At 60.1% G+C, this 13,149-nt stretch carries 23 protein-coding genes; all 23 read left to right on the top strand.

Annotated elements, in window-relative coordinates; genetic code table 11:
- Positions 1–10: 10 nt before the first annotated feature.
- The gene (gene fusA, locus IHE30_RS08690) at positions 11–2,113 is read left to right on the top strand and encodes an elongation factor G (protein ID WP_337689930.1); all 2,103 of its coding nucleotides are present in this window, start codon (positions 11–13) and stop codon (positions 2,111–2,113) included.
- A gap of 45 nt (positions 2,114–2,158) precedes the next feature.
- On the top strand, positions 2,159–3,349 hold the full coding sequence (tuf, locus tag IHE30_RS08685) for an elongation factor Tu (RefSeq protein ID WP_237575352.1): 1,191 nt from the start codon (positions 2,159–2,161) through the stop codon (positions 3,347–3,349).
- A gap of 128 nt (positions 3,350–3,477) precedes the next feature.
- Entirely contained in the window at positions 3,478–3,789 is a 312-nt protein-coding gene (gene rpsJ / locus IHE30_RS08680; RefSeq protein ID WP_013434780.1) for a 30S ribosomal protein S10, read from the top strand.
- Between the two features lie 208 nt (positions 3,790–3,997).
- Entirely contained in the window at positions 3,998–4,654 is a 657-nt protein-coding gene (gene rplC, locus IHE30_RS08675; RefSeq protein ID WP_337689929.1) for a 50S ribosomal protein L3, read from the top strand.
- Positions 4,655–4,656: 2 nt separating this feature from the next.
- On the top strand, positions 4,657–5,277 hold the full coding sequence (rplD, locus tag IHE30_RS08670; RefSeq protein ID WP_041753257.1) for a 50S ribosomal protein L4: 621 nt from the start codon (positions 4,657–4,659) through the stop codon (positions 5,275–5,277).
- Positions 5,274–5,588 carry a 50S ribosomal protein L23 gene (rplW, locus tag IHE30_RS08665; RefSeq protein ID WP_237575369.1) on the top strand — a complete coding sequence of 105 codons (315 nt, stop codon included), beginning with the start codon at positions 5,274–5,276 and terminating at the stop codon, positions 5,586–5,588. Before rplD ends, rplW begins: the two co-directional genes overlap by 4 nt.
- Positions 5,589–5,590: 2 nt before the next feature.
- Complete coding sequence (rplB, locus tag IHE30_RS08660; RefSeq protein ID WP_337689928.1) at positions 5,591–6,418, top strand: 50S ribosomal protein L2; 828 nt, start codon at positions 5,591–5,593, stop codon at positions 6,416–6,418.
- Between the two features lie 10 nt (positions 6,419–6,428).
- Positions 6,429–6,704, top strand: coding sequence for a 30S ribosomal protein S19 (gene rpsS / locus IHE30_RS08655; RefSeq protein ID WP_237575371.1), 276 nt, complete (start codon positions 6,429–6,431; stop codon positions 6,702–6,704).
- A gap of 12 nt (positions 6,705–6,716) precedes the next feature.
- Positions 6,717–7,046: a 50S ribosomal protein L22 gene (gene rplV / locus IHE30_RS08650; RefSeq protein WP_013434786.1), complete on the top strand. Its 330-nt coding sequence runs from the start codon at positions 6,717–6,719 to the stop codon at positions 7,044–7,046.
- Between the two features lie 11 nt (positions 7,047–7,057).
- Complete coding sequence (gene rpsC, locus IHE30_RS08645) at positions 7,058–7,861, top strand: 30S ribosomal protein S3 (RefSeq protein WP_337689927.1); 804 nt, start codon at positions 7,058–7,060, stop codon at positions 7,859–7,861.
- Positions 7,862–7,863: 2 nt separating this feature from the next.
- On the top strand, positions 7,864–8,280 hold the full coding sequence (gene rplP / locus IHE30_RS08640; RefSeq protein WP_013434788.1) for a 50S ribosomal protein L16: 417 nt from the start codon (positions 7,864–7,866) through the stop codon (positions 8,278–8,280).
- Between the two features lie 11 nt (positions 8,281–8,291).
- The gene (gene rpmC / locus IHE30_RS08635; RefSeq protein ID WP_013434789.1) at positions 8,292–8,486 is read left to right on the top strand and encodes a 50S ribosomal protein L29; all 195 of its coding nucleotides are present in this window, start codon (positions 8,292–8,294) and stop codon (positions 8,484–8,486) included.
- The gene (gene rpsQ / locus IHE30_RS08630) at positions 8,483–8,755 is read left to right on the top strand and encodes a 30S ribosomal protein S17 (protein ID WP_013434790.1); all 273 of its coding nucleotides are present in this window, start codon (positions 8,483–8,485) and stop codon (positions 8,753–8,755) included. Before rpmC ends, rpsQ begins: the two co-directional genes overlap by 4 nt.
- A gap of 297 nt (positions 8,756–9,052) precedes the next feature.
- Positions 9,053–9,421: a 50S ribosomal protein L14 gene (gene rplN, locus IHE30_RS08625; RefSeq protein ID WP_013434792.1), complete on the top strand. Its 369-nt coding sequence runs from the start codon at positions 9,053–9,055 to the stop codon at positions 9,419–9,421.
- A 9-nt stretch (positions 9,422–9,430) separates the two neighbouring features.
- The gene (rplX, locus tag IHE30_RS08620) at positions 9,431–9,739 is read left to right on the top strand and encodes a 50S ribosomal protein L24 (RefSeq protein WP_013434793.1); all 309 of its coding nucleotides are present in this window, start codon (positions 9,431–9,433) and stop codon (positions 9,737–9,739) included.
- Between the two features lie 14 nt (positions 9,740–9,753).
- Positions 9,754–10,293, top strand: coding sequence for a 50S ribosomal protein L5 (gene rplE / locus IHE30_RS08615; RefSeq protein ID WP_337689926.1), 540 nt, complete (start codon positions 9,754–9,756; stop codon positions 10,291–10,293).
- Positions 10,294–10,300: 7 nt separating this feature from the next.
- Positions 10,301–10,606 (top strand): 30S ribosomal protein S14, encoded by a 306-nt coding sequence (gene rpsN, locus IHE30_RS08610; protein WP_013434795.1) that lies wholly within the window; start codon positions 10,301–10,303, stop codon positions 10,604–10,606.
- 12 nt (positions 10,607–10,618) lie between these two features.
- The gene (rpsH, locus tag IHE30_RS08605; protein WP_013434796.1) at positions 10,619–11,014 is read left to right on the top strand and encodes a 30S ribosomal protein S8; all 396 of its coding nucleotides are present in this window, start codon (positions 10,619–10,621) and stop codon (positions 11,012–11,014) included.
- 20 nt (positions 11,015–11,034) lie between these two features.
- Entirely contained in the window at positions 11,035–11,568 is a 534-nt protein-coding gene (gene rplF / locus IHE30_RS08600) for a 50S ribosomal protein L6 (protein WP_337689925.1), read from the top strand.
- A gap of 12 nt (positions 11,569–11,580) precedes the next feature.
- Positions 11,581–11,946: a 50S ribosomal protein L18 gene (gene rplR / locus IHE30_RS08595; protein WP_013434799.1), complete on the top strand. Its 366-nt coding sequence runs from the start codon at positions 11,581–11,583 to the stop codon at positions 11,944–11,946.
- Between the two features lie 15 nt (positions 11,947–11,961).
- A complete protein-coding gene (gene rpsE / locus IHE30_RS08590) occupies positions 11,962–12,480 on the top strand; it encodes a 30S ribosomal protein S5 (protein WP_337689924.1) in 519 nt (172 codons plus the stop codon).
- Between the two features lie 15 nt (positions 12,481–12,495).
- Positions 12,496–12,678, top strand: a complete 183-nt coding sequence (gene rpmD / locus IHE30_RS08585) for a 50S ribosomal protein L30 (protein WP_027819341.1) — start codon at positions 12,496–12,498, stop codon at positions 12,676–12,678.
- A 26-nt stretch (positions 12,679–12,704) separates the two neighbouring features.
- Entirely contained in the window at positions 12,705–13,139 is a 435-nt protein-coding gene (rplO, locus tag IHE30_RS08580; RefSeq protein ID WP_041753262.1) for a 50S ribosomal protein L15, read from the top strand.
- The last annotated feature ends 10 nt before the right edge of the window (positions 13,140–13,149 follow it).

The following is a 13,149-nucleotide window of genomic DNA, read 5'->3' as shown; positions in this document are numbered from 1 at the left end:
AGAGATTAAAGTGGCTCGTAAGACTCCTATCGAGCGTTACCGTAATATCGGTATCAGCGCGCATATCGACGCCGGCAAAACGACGACGACCGAGCGCATCCTGTTTTACACTGGTGTGAACCACAAGATCGGCGAAGTGCACGATGGTGCCGCGACGATGGACTGGATGGAGCAGGAGCAGGAACGTGGCATCACGATCACGTCCGCTGCGACGACGGCGTTTTGGAAAGGCATGGGCAGCAACTATCCAGAACACCGCATCAACATCATCGACACGCCGGGACACGTGGACTTCACCATTGAGGTCGAACGCTCGATGCGCGTGCTCGATGGCGCGTGCATGGTGTACTGCGCGGTCGGCGGCGTACAGCCGCAGTCGGAAACTGTGTGGCGCCAGGCCAATAAGTACAAGGTGCCGCGGCTCGCGTTCGTCAATAAGATGGACCGTACCGGCGCGAACTTCTTCAAGGTGTATGACCAGTTGAAGACGCGCCTGAAGGCCAATCCGGTGCCGATCGTCGTGCCGATTGGCGCGGAGGAGTCGTTCAGGGGTGTCGTTGACCTGCTGAAGATGAAGGCGATCATTTGGGACGACGCGTCGCAAGGAACGAAGTTCGAGTACGTCGACATCCCGGCTGAACTCGTGGACACGTGTAACGAGTGGCGCGAGAAGATGATCGAGTCGGCGGCCGAGGCGAGCGAAGAACTGATGGAAAAGTATCTCGGTGGCGAAGCGCTGACCGAGGCCGAAATCATCAAGGCGCTGCGCGATCGCACGATCGCCTGTGAAATCCAGCCGATGCTGTGCGGGACCGCGTTCAAGAACAAGGGCGTGCAACGCATGCTGGACGCGGTGATCGACTTCCTGCCGTCGCCGGTTGACATTCCACCGGTCAAGGGCGAGACTGAGAGCGGCGAGGGGGCCGAGCGCAGCGCATCCGATGACGAGAAATTCTCGGCGCTCGCGTTCAAGATCATGACGGACCCGTTCGTCGGCCAGTTGATCTTTTTCCGGGTGTACTCGGGCGTCGTGAACTCCGGCGACACGGTGTTGAACTCGACGAAGGGCAAGAAAGAGCGCGTCGGCCGTATCCTGCAGATGCATGCGAACCAGCGCGAGGAAATTAAGGAAGTGCGCGCCGGCGACATCGCCGCGGCGGTCGGCCTGAAGGAGGCGACCACCGGCGATACGCTGTGTGATCCGGCCAATCCGATCGTGCTTGAGCGCATGGTGTTTCCGGAGCCGGTGATCTCGCAGGCTGTCGAGCCGAAGACGAAGGCTGACCAGGAGAAGATGGGGGTCGCGCTGAACCGCCTTGCGCAGGAAGATCCGTCTTTCCGCGTGCAGACCAACGAGGAGTCAGGCCAGACGATCATCTCCGGCATGGGCGAGCTGCATTTGGAGATTCTCGTCGATCGGATGAGGCGCGAATTCAATGTCGAGGCGACGGTGGGCAAGCCGCAGGTTGCGTATCGTGAAACGATTCGTAGCACGGCGGCGGACGTCGAGGGCAAGTTTGTCAAGCAGTCCGGTGGTCGCGGCCAGTACGGTCACGCGGTCATCACGCTGGAGCCGAACGAGCAGGGCAAGGGCTATGAGTTCCTCGACGAGATCAAAGGCGGCGTGATTCCTCGCGAGTACATTCCGGCGGTCGATAAGGGTATCCAGGAAACACTGAAGAGCGGTGTGCTGGCTGGCTTCCCCGTCGTCGACGTGAAGGTACATCTGACGTTCGGCTCGTACCACGACGTGGACTCGAACGAAAACGCGTTCCGGATGGCCGGCTCGATGGCGTTCAAGGAAGCGATGCGCCGTGCCAATCCGGTGATTCTCGAGCCGATGATGGCGGTTGAAGTCGAAACGCCGGAAGAGTATATGGGCAACGTGATGGGCGATCTGTCGGGTCGTCGTGGCATCGTGCAAGGCATGGATGACATGGTGGGCGGCGGCAAGATCGTTCGTGCCGAGGTGCCGCTGTCGGAAATGTTCGGTTACTCGACGTCGCTGCGCTCGCTGACGCAGGGCCGTGCGACGTACACGATGGAGTTCAAGCACTACGCCGAAGCTCCGCGCAACGTGGCTGATGCGATCATCAACGCGAAAGCGAAGTGATCGGTTGGCAACGCATTCACGAAACACTTTTGAAAGAAGAGAAACATGGCTAAAGGTAAATTTGAACGGACCAAGCCGCACGTGAACGTGGGCACGATCGGTCACGTTGACCATGGCAAGACCACGCTGACGGCGGCGATCGCGACGGTGCTGTCGTCGAAGTTTGGCGGCGAAGCGAAGAAGTACGACGAGATCGACGCGGCGCCGGAAGAGAAGGCGCGTGGCATCACGATCAACACGGCGCACATCGAGTACGAGACAGAGCAGCGTCACTATGCGCACGTGGACTGCCCGGGACACGCGGACTACGTGAAGAACATGATCACGGGCGCGGCGCAGATGGACGGCGCGATCCTGGTGGTGTCGGCCGCGGATGGCCCGATGCCGCAAACGCGTGAGCACATCCTGCTGGCGCGTCAGGTGGGCGTGCCGTACATCATCGTGTTCCTGAACAAGTGCGACATGGTGGACGACGCGGAGTTGCTCGAGCTGGTGGAAATGGAAGTGCGCGAGCTGCTGTCCAAGTACGAGTTCCCGGGCGACGACACGCCGATCATCAAGGGCTCGGCGAAGCTGGCGCTGGAAGGGGACAAGGGCGAGTTGGGCGAGGCGGCGATTATGAGCCTGGCCGATGCGCTGGACACGTACATTCCGACGCCGGAGCGTGCAGTGGATGGCGCGTTCCTGATGCCGGTGGAAGACGTGTTCTCGATCTCGGGTCGTGGCACGGTGGTCACGGGCCGTGTGGAGCGCGGGGTGATCAAGGTTGGCGAGGAAATCGAGATCGTCGGTATCCGTGACACGACGAAGACGACGTGCACGGGCGTGGAGATGTTCCGCAAGCTGCTGGACCAGGGTCAGGCCGGGGACAACGTGGGTATCTTGCTGCGTGGCACCAAGCGTGAGGATGTGGAGCGTGGCCAAGTGCTGGCTAAGCCGGGCACGATCACGCCGCACACGCATTTCACGGCGGAAGTGTACGTGCTGAGCAAGGATGAGGGCGGGCGTCATACGCCGTTCTTCAACAACTACCGGCCGCAGTTCTACTTCCGCACGACGGACGTGACCGGCTCGATCGAGTTGCCCAAGGACAAGGAAATGGTGATGCCGGGCGACAACGTGTCGATCACGGTTAAGCTGATCGCGCCGATCGCGATGGAAGAAGGCCTGCGCTTTGCGATCCGCGAAGGCGGCCGTACCGTCGGCGCCGGTGTCGTCGCCAAAATCATCGAGTAAAATCGCTGGTTTGCTGTAGCGGTACGTCGTAGTGTCCGGAGCAGGCTGCCCGTTTCCCGATCGGGGGCCTGCTCCACGTTCTTTGGTTATGGCGATGCAATATCGCCTCGCTCTTTACAGGAAATGTCATGCAAAAGCAGAAAATCCGTATCCGCCTGAAAGCTTTCGACTACAAGCTGGTCGATCAATCAGCGCGGCAGATTTTCGAGACGGTACAGCGCACCGGCGCGATCCTCGTCGGCCCAATCCCGCTGCCGCGGCGCATTCAGCGCTTTGACATCTTGCGTTCGCCGCACGTGAACAAGACGTCGCGCGATCAGCTGGAAATCCGCACGCATCTGCGCCTGCTGGATATCGTCGATCCGACTGATAAGACCGTGGATGCGCTCATGAAGCTCGACTTGCCGGCGGGTGTCGACGTCGAAATCAAGCTGCAGTAGCGCGGCTTTGCGGCGCGCCATGCATGGCGATGGCGTGGTGTGCCTAAATCATTGATTGCTTGCGAAAAACGAAAAGCCTTGCTACAATGCTAGGCTTTTCGCGTATTTGCGTTAAAAAGCCGTGTGGCAGGCGGGCGTTAGCCTCTTCCCTGTTCACCGGTGTTTCGTAATCAGCCCCGACCAATCGCAGTCGGGAATGGAGAAAACGATGAGCCTTGGACTCGTAGGTCGCAAGGTTGGGATGACCCGTATTTTCACGGCTGACGGTGATTCGATTCCCGTGACCGTGCTGGACGTGTCGGACAACCGCGTGACGCAGATCAAGACCGTTGAAACGGACGGTTATACGGCCGTGCAAGTTGCTTTCGGCGAGCGTCGCGCGTCGCGTGTGACCAAGCCGCTGGCCGGTCATCTCGCCAAAGCCGGTGTTCAAGCCGGTGAAATCCTCAAGGAATTTCGCATCGAAGCCGACAAGGCGGCCGAGCTGTCGCCGGGCGCGGTGGTCGGTGTCGACTTGTTCGAAGTGGGTCAGAAGGTCGACGTGCAAGGCGTGTCCATCGGTAAGGGCTATGCCGGTACGATCAAGCGCTACAACTTCGGTTCGGGCCGCGCGTCGCACGGTAACTCGCGCTCGCACAACGTGCCGGGCTCGATCGGTATGGCGCAGGATCCGGGTCGTGTGTTCCCGGGCAAGCGCATGACCGGCCACCTCGGTGATGTGACGGCCACCACGCAGAATCTCGAAATCGCACGTATCGACGCGGAGCGCAAGCTTATCCTCGTTAAAGGTGCGGTGCCGGGCGCAAAGGGCGGCAAAGTTTTTGTGACGCCGGCCGTCAAGGCTCGCGCGAAGAAGGGGGCGTGACAATGGAATTGAAGCTCCTGAACGACCAAGGTCAGGAAAGCGCGGGTGTGAACGCATCGGACATCGTGTTCGGTCGTGACTACAATGAAGCGCTGATCCACCAGATCGTCGTCGCGTACCAGGCGAACGCGCGCAGCGGTAATCGCGCGCAGAAGGATCGTGAGCAAGTCAAGCACACGACTAAGAAGCCGTGGCGCCAGAAGGGCACGGGCCGCGCCCGCGCCGGTATGTCGTCGAGCCCGTTGTGGCGCGGCGGTGGCCGTATCTTCCCGAATTCGCCGGAAGAAAACTTCGGCCAGAAGGTCAACAAGAAGATGTTCCGCGCCGGCGTCTGCTCGATCCTGTCGCAGCTTGCCCGCGAAGGCCGTCTGTCGGTGGTCGAGGACATCAAGCTCGACGCGCCGAAGACCAAGCTGCTGGCGGCTAAGTTCAAGGCCATGGGGCTCGAGTCGGTGCTCGTGATCACCGATACCGTCGACGAGAACCTGTACCTTGCGTCGCGCAATTTGCCGCATGTGGCGGTTGTCGAGCCGCGTTATGCCGACCCGCTGTCGCTGATCTACTTCAAGAAAGTGCTGGTCACGAAGGCTGCGGTCGCCCAGATCGAGGAGTTGCTGTCATGAGCGAAATTCGCAAGAACGATCATCGTTTGATGCAGGTTCTGCTCGCGCCGGTGATCTCCGAGAAGGCGACGCTGGTGGCCGACAAGAACGAGCAAGTCGTATTCGACATTGCGCCGGACGCCACGAAGCAGGAAGTCAAGGCGGCAGTCGAATTGCTGTTCAAGGTCGAAGTAGAGTCGGTCAACGTGCTGAATGTGAAGGGCAAAGCCAAGCGCTTTGGCCGTTTCATGGGCCGTCGCAAGGACGTACGCAAGGCGTATGTGAACCTGAAGCCGGGCCAGGAAATCAACTTTGAAGCGGAGGCCAAGTAATCATGGCGCTCGTTAAGCTCAAACCGACTTCGCCTGGCCGTCGTGCGATGGTGAAGGTGGTCAACAAGGAACTGCACAAGGGCAAGCCGTACGCGGCGCTGCTCGATAAGCAAAGTTCTACGGCTGGCCGCAACAATAATGGTCATATCACGACGCGCCACAAGGGCGGTGGTCACAAGCATCACTATCGCGTGGTCGATTTCCGTCGCAACAAGGACGGTATTCCGGCGAAGGTCGAGCGTCTCGAATACGACCCGAACCGCAGCGCGAACATTGCCCTGCTATGCTATGCCGATGGCGAGCGCCGCTACATTATCGCGCCGAAGGGCGTGATGGTTGGCACGCAGCTGTTGTCGGGCTCGGAAGCGCCAATTCGTGCGGGCAATACGCTGCCGATCCGCAATATTCCGGTGGGTACGACGATTCACTGTGTCGAAATGCTGCCGGGCAAGGGAGCGCAAATCGCGCGCTCGGCCGGTGCGTCGGCGATGCTGCTGGCTCGCGAAGGCACGTATGCGCAGGTTCGCCTGCGCTCGGGTGAAATCCGGCGCGTGCATATCGAATGCCGTGCAACGATCGGTGAAGTCGGCAACGAGGAGCACAGCCTGCGCCAGATCGGCAAGGCTGGAGCGAATCGCTGGCGCGGTATCCGTCCGACGGTCCGCGGTGTGGCAATGAACCCGATCGACCACCCGCACGGTGGCGGCGAGGGCCGTACGGCGGCGGGTCGCGATCCGGTCAGCCCGTGGGGTACGCCGGCGAAGGGCTTCCGCACGCGTCGCAACAAGCGCACGACGACAATGATCGTCCAGCGCCGTCACAAGCGTTAAGGAGTAGGCAATGGCACGTTCTGTTAAAAAAGGTCCGTTCTGCGACGCCCATTTGCTGAAGAAGGTTGAGGCGGCTGCAGCTTCGCGTGACAAGAAACCGATCAAGACCTGGTCGCGTCGTTCGACGATCCTGCCGGATTTCATCGGCTTGACGATCGCCGTGCACAACGGCCGCCAGCATGTTCCGGTGTATGTGTCGGAAAACATGGTCGGCCACAAGCTAGGCGAATTCGCGTTGACCCGTACCTTCAAGGGGCACGTGGCCGACAAGAAGGCCAAGAGATAAGGGGCAATCAAGATGGAAGTGAAGGCAATTCATCGCGGTGCCCGCATTTCGGCGCAGAAGACGCGCCTTGTGGCCGACCAGATTCGCGGTTTGCCGGTTGACAAGGCCTTGAATATTCTGACGTTTTCGCCGAAGAAAGCGGCTGGTATCGTCAAGAAGGTGGTGCTGTCGGCAATCGCCAATGCGGAGCACAACGAGGGTGCGGACATCGACGAGTTGAAGATCAAGACGATCTACGTCGACAAGGCAGCCTCGCTGAAGCGTTTCACCGCTCGCGCGAAGGGTCGTGGCAACCGTATCGAGAAGCAATCCTGTCACATCACTGTGACGGTCGGGAATTAAGGGGTCACACGATGGGACAGAAAATTCATCCGACTGGCTTCCGCCTGGCTGTCAGCCGTAACTGGGCATCGCGTTGGTACGCGAACAATACCCAGTTCGCGGGGATGCTGAAGGAAGACATCGGTGTTCGCGAATACCTGAAGAAAAAGCTGAAGAACGCGTCGGTGAGCCGTGTTGTGATCGAGCGTCCTGCAAAGAACGCGCGTCTCACGATCTTCAGCTCGCGTCCGGGCGTTGTGATCGGCAAGAAGGGCGAGGATATCGAGTTGTTGAAGACCGAACTGCAGCGCCGCATGGGCGTGCCGGTTCACGTCAACATCGAGGAAGTCCGTAAGCCGGAAACCGATGCGCAACTGATTGCCGATTCGATTACACAGCAGCTCGAGCGCCGGATCATGTTCCGTCGCGCGATGAAGCGCGCAATGCAAAATGCGATGCGTTTGGGTGCGCAGGGCATCAAGATCATGAGCGCGGGTCGTCTGAACGGCATCGAAATCGCACGGACCGAATGGTACCGTGAAGGCCGTGTGCCGCTGCACACGTTGCGCGCCGACATCGATTATGCGACGTCGGAAGCGAAGACGACGTACGGCATTATCGGTGTCAAGGTGTGGGTCTATAAAGGCGATACGCTTGGCCGCAACGATGTGCCGGTCGCCGAAGAGCCGACGGAAGACAAGCGTGCACGCCGTAATGCCCGTCCGGGTGATCGTCGCCCGCGCCGTGATGGCGAAGGCGGCTCGCCGGGCGCACGTCGGGGCGGTCCGCGCCGTAGTGGTGCCGGTGCTGGCGGCGACGCGAAGAGTGGAGAATAACCATGCTGCAACCGAAACGCAGAAAGTACCGCAAAGAGCAAAAAGGTCGTAATACTGGCGTGGCAACGCGTGGCAACGCGGTGTCGTTCGGTGAATTCGGCCTGAAAGCGGTCGGTCGCGGCCGTTTGACCGCGCGTCAGATCGAATCTGCGCGTCGAGCGATGACCCGCCACATCAAGCGTGGCGGCCGCATCTGGATTCGCATCTTCCCGGACAAGCCGATTTCGCAAAAGCCGGCTGAAGTACGGATGGGTAACGGTAAGGGTAACCCTGAGTACTACGTCGCTGAGATCCAGCCCGGCAAGATGCTGTACGAAATGGATGGCGTTAACGAAGAGCTGGCGCGTGAGGCGTTCCGTCTGGCAGCGGCGAAGTTGCCGCTGAAGACGATGTTCGTCGCTCGCCAGATCGGCGCCTAAGGAGTCAAGCGATGAAAGCTTCCGAACTTCGCGATAAGGATCAGGCCGCGCTCAACAAGGAGCTGTCGGACCTGCTGAAAGCCCAATTCGGTCTGCGCATGCAGCTCGCGACCCAACAGCTGCAGAACACCAGCCAGCTGAAGAAGGTCCGCCGCGACATCGCGCGTGTGCGTACCGTGTTGACTGAAAAGGCGAACCAGAAATGAACGATAGCGTTAAAACCTCGCTTAAGCGGACGCTGGTCGGCAAGGTCGTCAGCAATAAGATGGACAAGACCGTGACCGTGCTCGTCGAGCATCGCGTCAAGCACCCGATCTACGGCAAGTACGTCGTGCGCTCGAAGAAGTACCACGCGCACGACGAGGCGAACACGTATAACGAGGGTGACCTCGTGGAGATCCAGGAAAATCGTCCGATTTCGAAGACGAAGGCCTGGACCGTGTCTCGCCTGGTTGAAGCGGCGCGCATCATCTGAGCGAAGGTGGCGTGAGCCACCGCAGTATCGCAATAAGTCGTTGCAAGTCCGGGATTATTTGTTATAATCTCGGACTTCCCTGATGTAAGGGATGCCCCGTCGCGGGTAAGTGGTGGGGCTGAGTTGGCCAGTGCGCGCATGGGTGCTATCATCCGCGCCGCAGGATTCACCGATTGCGATGGCGGGTTTCGTCTGCCGTCGCTGCTGTTCTAACCCAAGCAGCCGATCGGCTGACGGGACCAAGACTGACCGGCCGCGCCATGGTGGCGTGCCGGATTAAGTTGGGAAAGATAAACCATGATCCAGACCGAAACTCGGCTTGAAGTAGCCGACAACACGGGTGCACGCGAAGTGTTGTGCATCAAGGTGCTCGGCGGCTCGAAGCGTCGTTACGCGAGCATTGGCGACATCATCAAGGTGAGCGTCAAGGAAGCCACGCCGCGTGGGCGCGTCAAGAAGGGCGAAATCTACAACGCCGTGGTGGTCCGTACCGCCAAGGGCGTGCGTCGCCAGGATGGCTCGCTGATCAAGTTCGACGGCAATGCCGCCGTGCTTCTGAACAACAAGCTTGAGCCGATCGGTACGCGCATTTTCGGGCCGGTCACGCGTGAATTGCGTAGCGAACGTTTCATGAAGATCGTTTCGCTCGCGCCGGAAGTGCTGTAAGGAGTCGCGATGAACAAGATTCGCAAGGGTGACGAAATCATCGTCATCGCAGGCAAGGACAAGGGCAAGCGCGGTACCGTGCTGGCGGTTGCGGGCGATCGTGTGACGGTTGAAGGTATCAATCTCGTGAAGAAGCACGTGAAGCCGAACCCGATGAAGGGCACGACGGGCGGTGTGGAAAGCAAGTCGATGCCGTTGCATATCTCCAACGTCGCGTTGGTCGATGCGAACGGCCGTGCATCGCGAGTGGGCATCAAGGTCGAGGAGGGCAAGAAGGTGCGCTTCCTGAAGACCACCGGTGCTGTGCTGAGCGCCTGAGTCGGGAGTCGAAAATGGCACGTTTGCAGCAGGTTTACAAAGAGAAGATTGTTTCCGAACTGACGCAAAAGTTCGGCTACAAGTCCGTGATGGAAGTGCCGCGCATCACCAAGATCACGCTGAATATGGGTCTTGGCGAAGCGGTTGCTGACAAGAAGATCATCGACAATGCGGTGGGTGATCTTACGAAGATCGCCGGTCAGAAGCCGGTCGTGACGAAGGCGCGTAAGGCGATCGCGGGCTTCAAGATCCGCCAGGGCTATCCGATTGGCGCGATGGTCACACTGCGTGGTCGCGCGATGTACGAGTTCCTGGATCGCTTCGTGACGATTGCGCTGCCTCGGGTGCGCGATTTTCGCGGCATCTCGGGCCGGGCATTCGATGGTCGCGGCAACTACAACATCGGGGTGAAGGAGCAGATCATTTTCCCCGAAATCGATTACGACAAGATCGACGCGCTGCGTGGGCTGAATATCAGCATCACGACGACTGCGAAGACCGACGAAGAAGCGAAGGCACTGCTCGCCAGCTTCAAGTTCCCGTTCAGAAACTGAGGTTACCGTGGCTAAACTGGCACTGATCGAACGTGAAAAGAAGCGTGCTCGTCTCGCAGCGAAGTATGCGCCCAAGCGCGCGGCGCTGAAGGCGATCATTGACGATACGAGCAAGTCCGACGAAGAGCGCTACGAAGCGCGCCTGAAGCTGCAGCAACTGCCGCGCAACGCGAACCCAACCCGCAAGCGCAATCGCTGCGCGATTACCGGGCGTCCGCGTGGCACGTTCCGCAAATTTGGCTTGGCGCGCGGCAAGATTCGCGAAATCGCATTCCGCGGCGAGATTCCCGGCCTGACGAAGGCGAGCTGGTAAGGAGCAACATAAATGAGCATGAGTGATCCTATCGCCGATATGCTGACTCGCATCCGCAACGCGCAGATGGTCGAGAAGGCTGCGGTGACGATGCCCTCGTCGAAAGTGAAGGTCGCAATCGCGCAGGTCCTGAAGGACGAAGGCTACATTGACGACTTCGCCGTGAAGGCCCATGGCCCGAAGGCGGAGCTGAACATTGCGCTGAAGTACCACGCCGGCCGGCCGGTCATCGAGCGTCTGGAGCGGGTATCCAAGCCCGGGTTGCGCGTGTATCGCGGTCGCAACGACATCCCGCAGGTCATGAATGGCCTCGGCGTCGCCATCGTGTCCACGCCCAAGGGTGTGATGACCGATCGCAAAGCGCGCGCCACGGGTGTGGGCGGCGAAGTCATTTGCTACGTTGCGTAAGCCCGACAGGAGAGTGAAACATGTCTCGAGTAGGTAAGAGCCCGATTCCTCTGCCCAACGGTGCTGAGGTGACGCTGGGCGATACGCAGATTACGCTGAAGGGGCCGTTGGGCACGATTTCTCAGGCGCTGAACCCGCTTGTGAAGGTGATCAACGATAACGGCGAACTGAAGTTCCAACCGGCCGATGAATCGCGCGAGGCGATTGCGCTGTCTGGCACGATGCGCGCGCTCGTTGCGAACATGGTGAACGGCGTGACAAAGGGCTTCGAGCGCAAGCTCACGCTGGTCGGCGTTGGTTACCGTGCGCAGGCGCAAGGCGACAAACTGAATCTGTCGCTGGGCTTCTCGCATCCGGTCGTGCATCAAATGCCGGAAGGTGTGAAGGCGGAAACGCCGTCGCAAACGGAAATCGTCATCAAGGGGATCGACAAGCAGAAGGTCGGCCAGGTTGCCGCGGAAGTACGCGGTTACCGTCCGCCTGAGCCCTACAAGGGCAAGGGTGTGCGCTACGCCGACGAAGTCGTGATCCTCAAGGAAACGAAGAAGAAGTAAAGGTGCGCAATCATGGATAAGACTCAATCTCGCCTGCGCCGTGCTCGTCAAACGCGTATCAAGATCGCTGAGCTGCAGGTTGCGCGTCTGGCCGTGCACCGCACCAACCAGCACATCTACGCGCAGGTGTTCTCGCCGTGCGGTACGAAGGTGGTGGCGAGCGCATCGACCGTTGAGGTCGAAGTGCGCCAGCAACTAGCCGACAAGTCGGGCAAGGGCGGTAATGTCGCCGCAGCTCAGCTGATCGGCAAGCGTATCGCCGAGAAGGCCAAGGCTGCCGGTATCGAATCCGTCGCCTTTGACCGCTCGGGCTTCCGCTATCATGGCCGCGTCAAGGCGCTTGCCGATGCCGCGCGTGAAGCCGGGCTCAAGTTCTAAGGATAGGGATTCGTCATGGCAAAGATGCAAGCGAAGGTTCAGGCCGACGAACGCGACGACGGCCTGCGCGAAAAGATGATCTCGGTCAATCGTGTGACCAAGGTCGTGAAGGGTGGTCGGATTCTCGGCTTCGCCGCGCTGACGGTGGTGGGCGACGGGGATGGCCGGGTCGGCATGGGCAAGGGCAAGGCCAAGGAAGTACCGGTCGCTGTCCAGAAGGCAATGGAGCAGGCTCGCCGCAACATGTTCAAGGTGCCGCTGAAGAACGGCACGCTGCAGCATGAGGCGCACGGCAAGCACGGCGCGTCGCAGGTGTTGCTCGCACCGGCCAAGCAAGGTACCGGCGTGATTGCCGGGGGCCCGATGCGTGCGGTGTTCGAGGTGATGGGCGTGACGAACGTTGTGGCGAAAAGCCACGGTTCGACCAACCCATACAACCTTGTGCGCGCCACGCTCGACGGTCTGCGTCGCCAGTCCACGCCGGCCGATATTGCGGCCAAGCGCGGCAAGAGCGTCGAAGATATTTTGAGTTAAGGCGGGGTGGTCACCATGTCTGAAAAAACTGTCAAGGTCCAGCTCGTCAAGAGCCTGATCGGTACCCGTGACACGCATCGCGCGACGGTGCGCGGCCTCGGCCTGCGTCGCCTGAACTCGGTTAGCGAATTGCAGGACACGCCGGCGGTGCGCGGCATGATCAACAAGGTCTCGTACCTCGTCAAGGTCATCGGCTAAGCGCGACACGAGCTTAAGGAGTGAAGATGGAACTGAACAACCTGAAGCCGGCTGCAGGCTCGAAGCACGCAAAGCGTCGTGTCGGCCGTGGCATCGGCTCCGGCCTGGGCAAGACGGCGGGCCGTGGTCATAAGGGTCAGAAGTCGCGTTCGGGCGGCTTCCATAAGGTGGGCTTCGAAGGCGGTCAAATGCCGTTGCAGCGCCGCTTGCCCAAGCGCGGGTTCACGTCGCTGACGAAGGAGTTCGTTGGTGAAGTGCGTCTGGGCGACCTGGAAAAGCTGCCAGTCGACGAAATCGATCTGCTGGCGCTGAAGCAAGCGGGCCTCGTGGGCGAGCTGATCAAGAGTGCGAAGATCATCGCGACCGGTGAAATCAAGCGCAAGGTCACGATCAAGGGGTTGGGCGCCACGAAGGGCGCGCGCACTGCGATCGAAGCTGCGGGCGGTTCGTTTGCTGAGTAAGTCGTTGCAG

This window comes from Mycetohabitans sp. B46 (assembly GCF_037389205.1).
Lineage (GTDB): Bacteria > Pseudomonadota > Gammaproteobacteria > Burkholderiales > Burkholderiaceae > Mycetohabitans.
This window is presented reverse-complemented; position numbering and strand designations above follow the sequence as displayed.

Bases quoted from the DNA above. Each gene is read 5' to 3' on its own strand.
- tuf (WP_237575352.1), top strand. From the start codon at position 2,159: ATGGCTAAAGGTAAATTTGAACGGACCAAGCCGCACGTGAACGTGGGC.
- rpsJ (WP_013434780.1), top strand. From the start codon at position 3,478: ATGCAAAAGCAGAAAATCCGTATCCGCCTGAAAGCTTTCGACTACAAG.
- rplC (WP_337689929.1), top strand. From the start codon at position 3,998: ATGAGCCTTGGACTCGTAGGTCGCAAGGTTGGGATGACCCGTATTTTC.
- rplD (WP_041753257.1), top strand. From the start codon at position 4,657: ATGGAATTGAAGCTCCTGAACGACCAAGGTCAGGAAAGCGCGGGTGTG.
- rplW (WP_237575369.1), top strand. From the start codon at position 5,274: ATGAGCGAAATTCGCAAGAACGATCATCGTTTGATGCAGGTTCTGCTC.
- rplB (WP_337689928.1), top strand. From the start codon at position 5,591: ATGGCGCTCGTTAAGCTCAAACCGACTTCGCCTGGCCGTCGTGCGATG.
- rpsS (WP_237575371.1), top strand. From the start codon at position 6,429: ATGGCACGTTCTGTTAAAAAAGGTCCGTTCTGCGACGCCCATTTGCTG.
- rplV (WP_013434786.1), top strand. From the start codon at position 6,717: ATGGAAGTGAAGGCAATTCATCGCGGTGCCCGCATTTCGGCGCAGAAG.
- rpsC (WP_337689927.1), top strand. From the start codon at position 7,058: ATGGGACAGAAAATTCATCCGACTGGCTTCCGCCTGGCTGTCAGCCGT.
- rplP (WP_013434788.1), top strand. From the start codon at position 7,864: ATGCTGCAACCGAAACGCAGAAAGTACCGCAAAGAGCAAAAAGGTCGT.
- rpmC (WP_013434789.1), top strand. From the start codon at position 8,292: ATGAAAGCTTCCGAACTTCGCGATAAGGATCAGGCCGCGCTCAACAAG.
- rpsQ (WP_013434790.1), top strand. From the start codon at position 8,483: ATGAACGATAGCGTTAAAACCTCGCTTAAGCGGACGCTGGTCGGCAAG.
- rplN (WP_013434792.1), top strand. From the start codon at position 9,053: ATGATCCAGACCGAAACTCGGCTTGAAGTAGCCGACAACACGGGTGCA.
- rplX (WP_013434793.1), top strand. From the start codon at position 9,431: ATGAACAAGATTCGCAAGGGTGACGAAATCATCGTCATCGCAGGCAAG.
- rplE (WP_337689926.1), top strand. From the start codon at position 9,754: ATGGCACGTTTGCAGCAGGTTTACAAAGAGAAGATTGTTTCCGAACTG.
- rpsH (WP_013434796.1), top strand. From the start codon at position 10,619: ATGAGCATGAGTGATCCTATCGCCGATATGCTGACTCGCATCCGCAAC.
- rplF (WP_337689925.1), top strand. From the start codon at position 11,035: ATGTCTCGAGTAGGTAAGAGCCCGATTCCTCTGCCCAACGGTGCTGAG.
- rplR (WP_013434799.1), top strand. From the start codon at position 11,581: ATGGATAAGACTCAATCTCGCCTGCGCCGTGCTCGTCAAACGCGTATC.
- rpsE (WP_337689924.1), top strand. From the start codon at position 11,962: ATGGCAAAGATGCAAGCGAAGGTTCAGGCCGACGAACGCGACGACGGC.
- rpmD (WP_027819341.1), top strand. From the start codon at position 12,496: ATGTCTGAAAAAACTGTCAAGGTCCAGCTCGTCAAGAGCCTGATCGGT.
- rplO (WP_041753262.1), top strand. From the start codon at position 12,705: ATGGAACTGAACAACCTGAAGCCGGCTGCAGGCTCGAAGCACGCAAAG.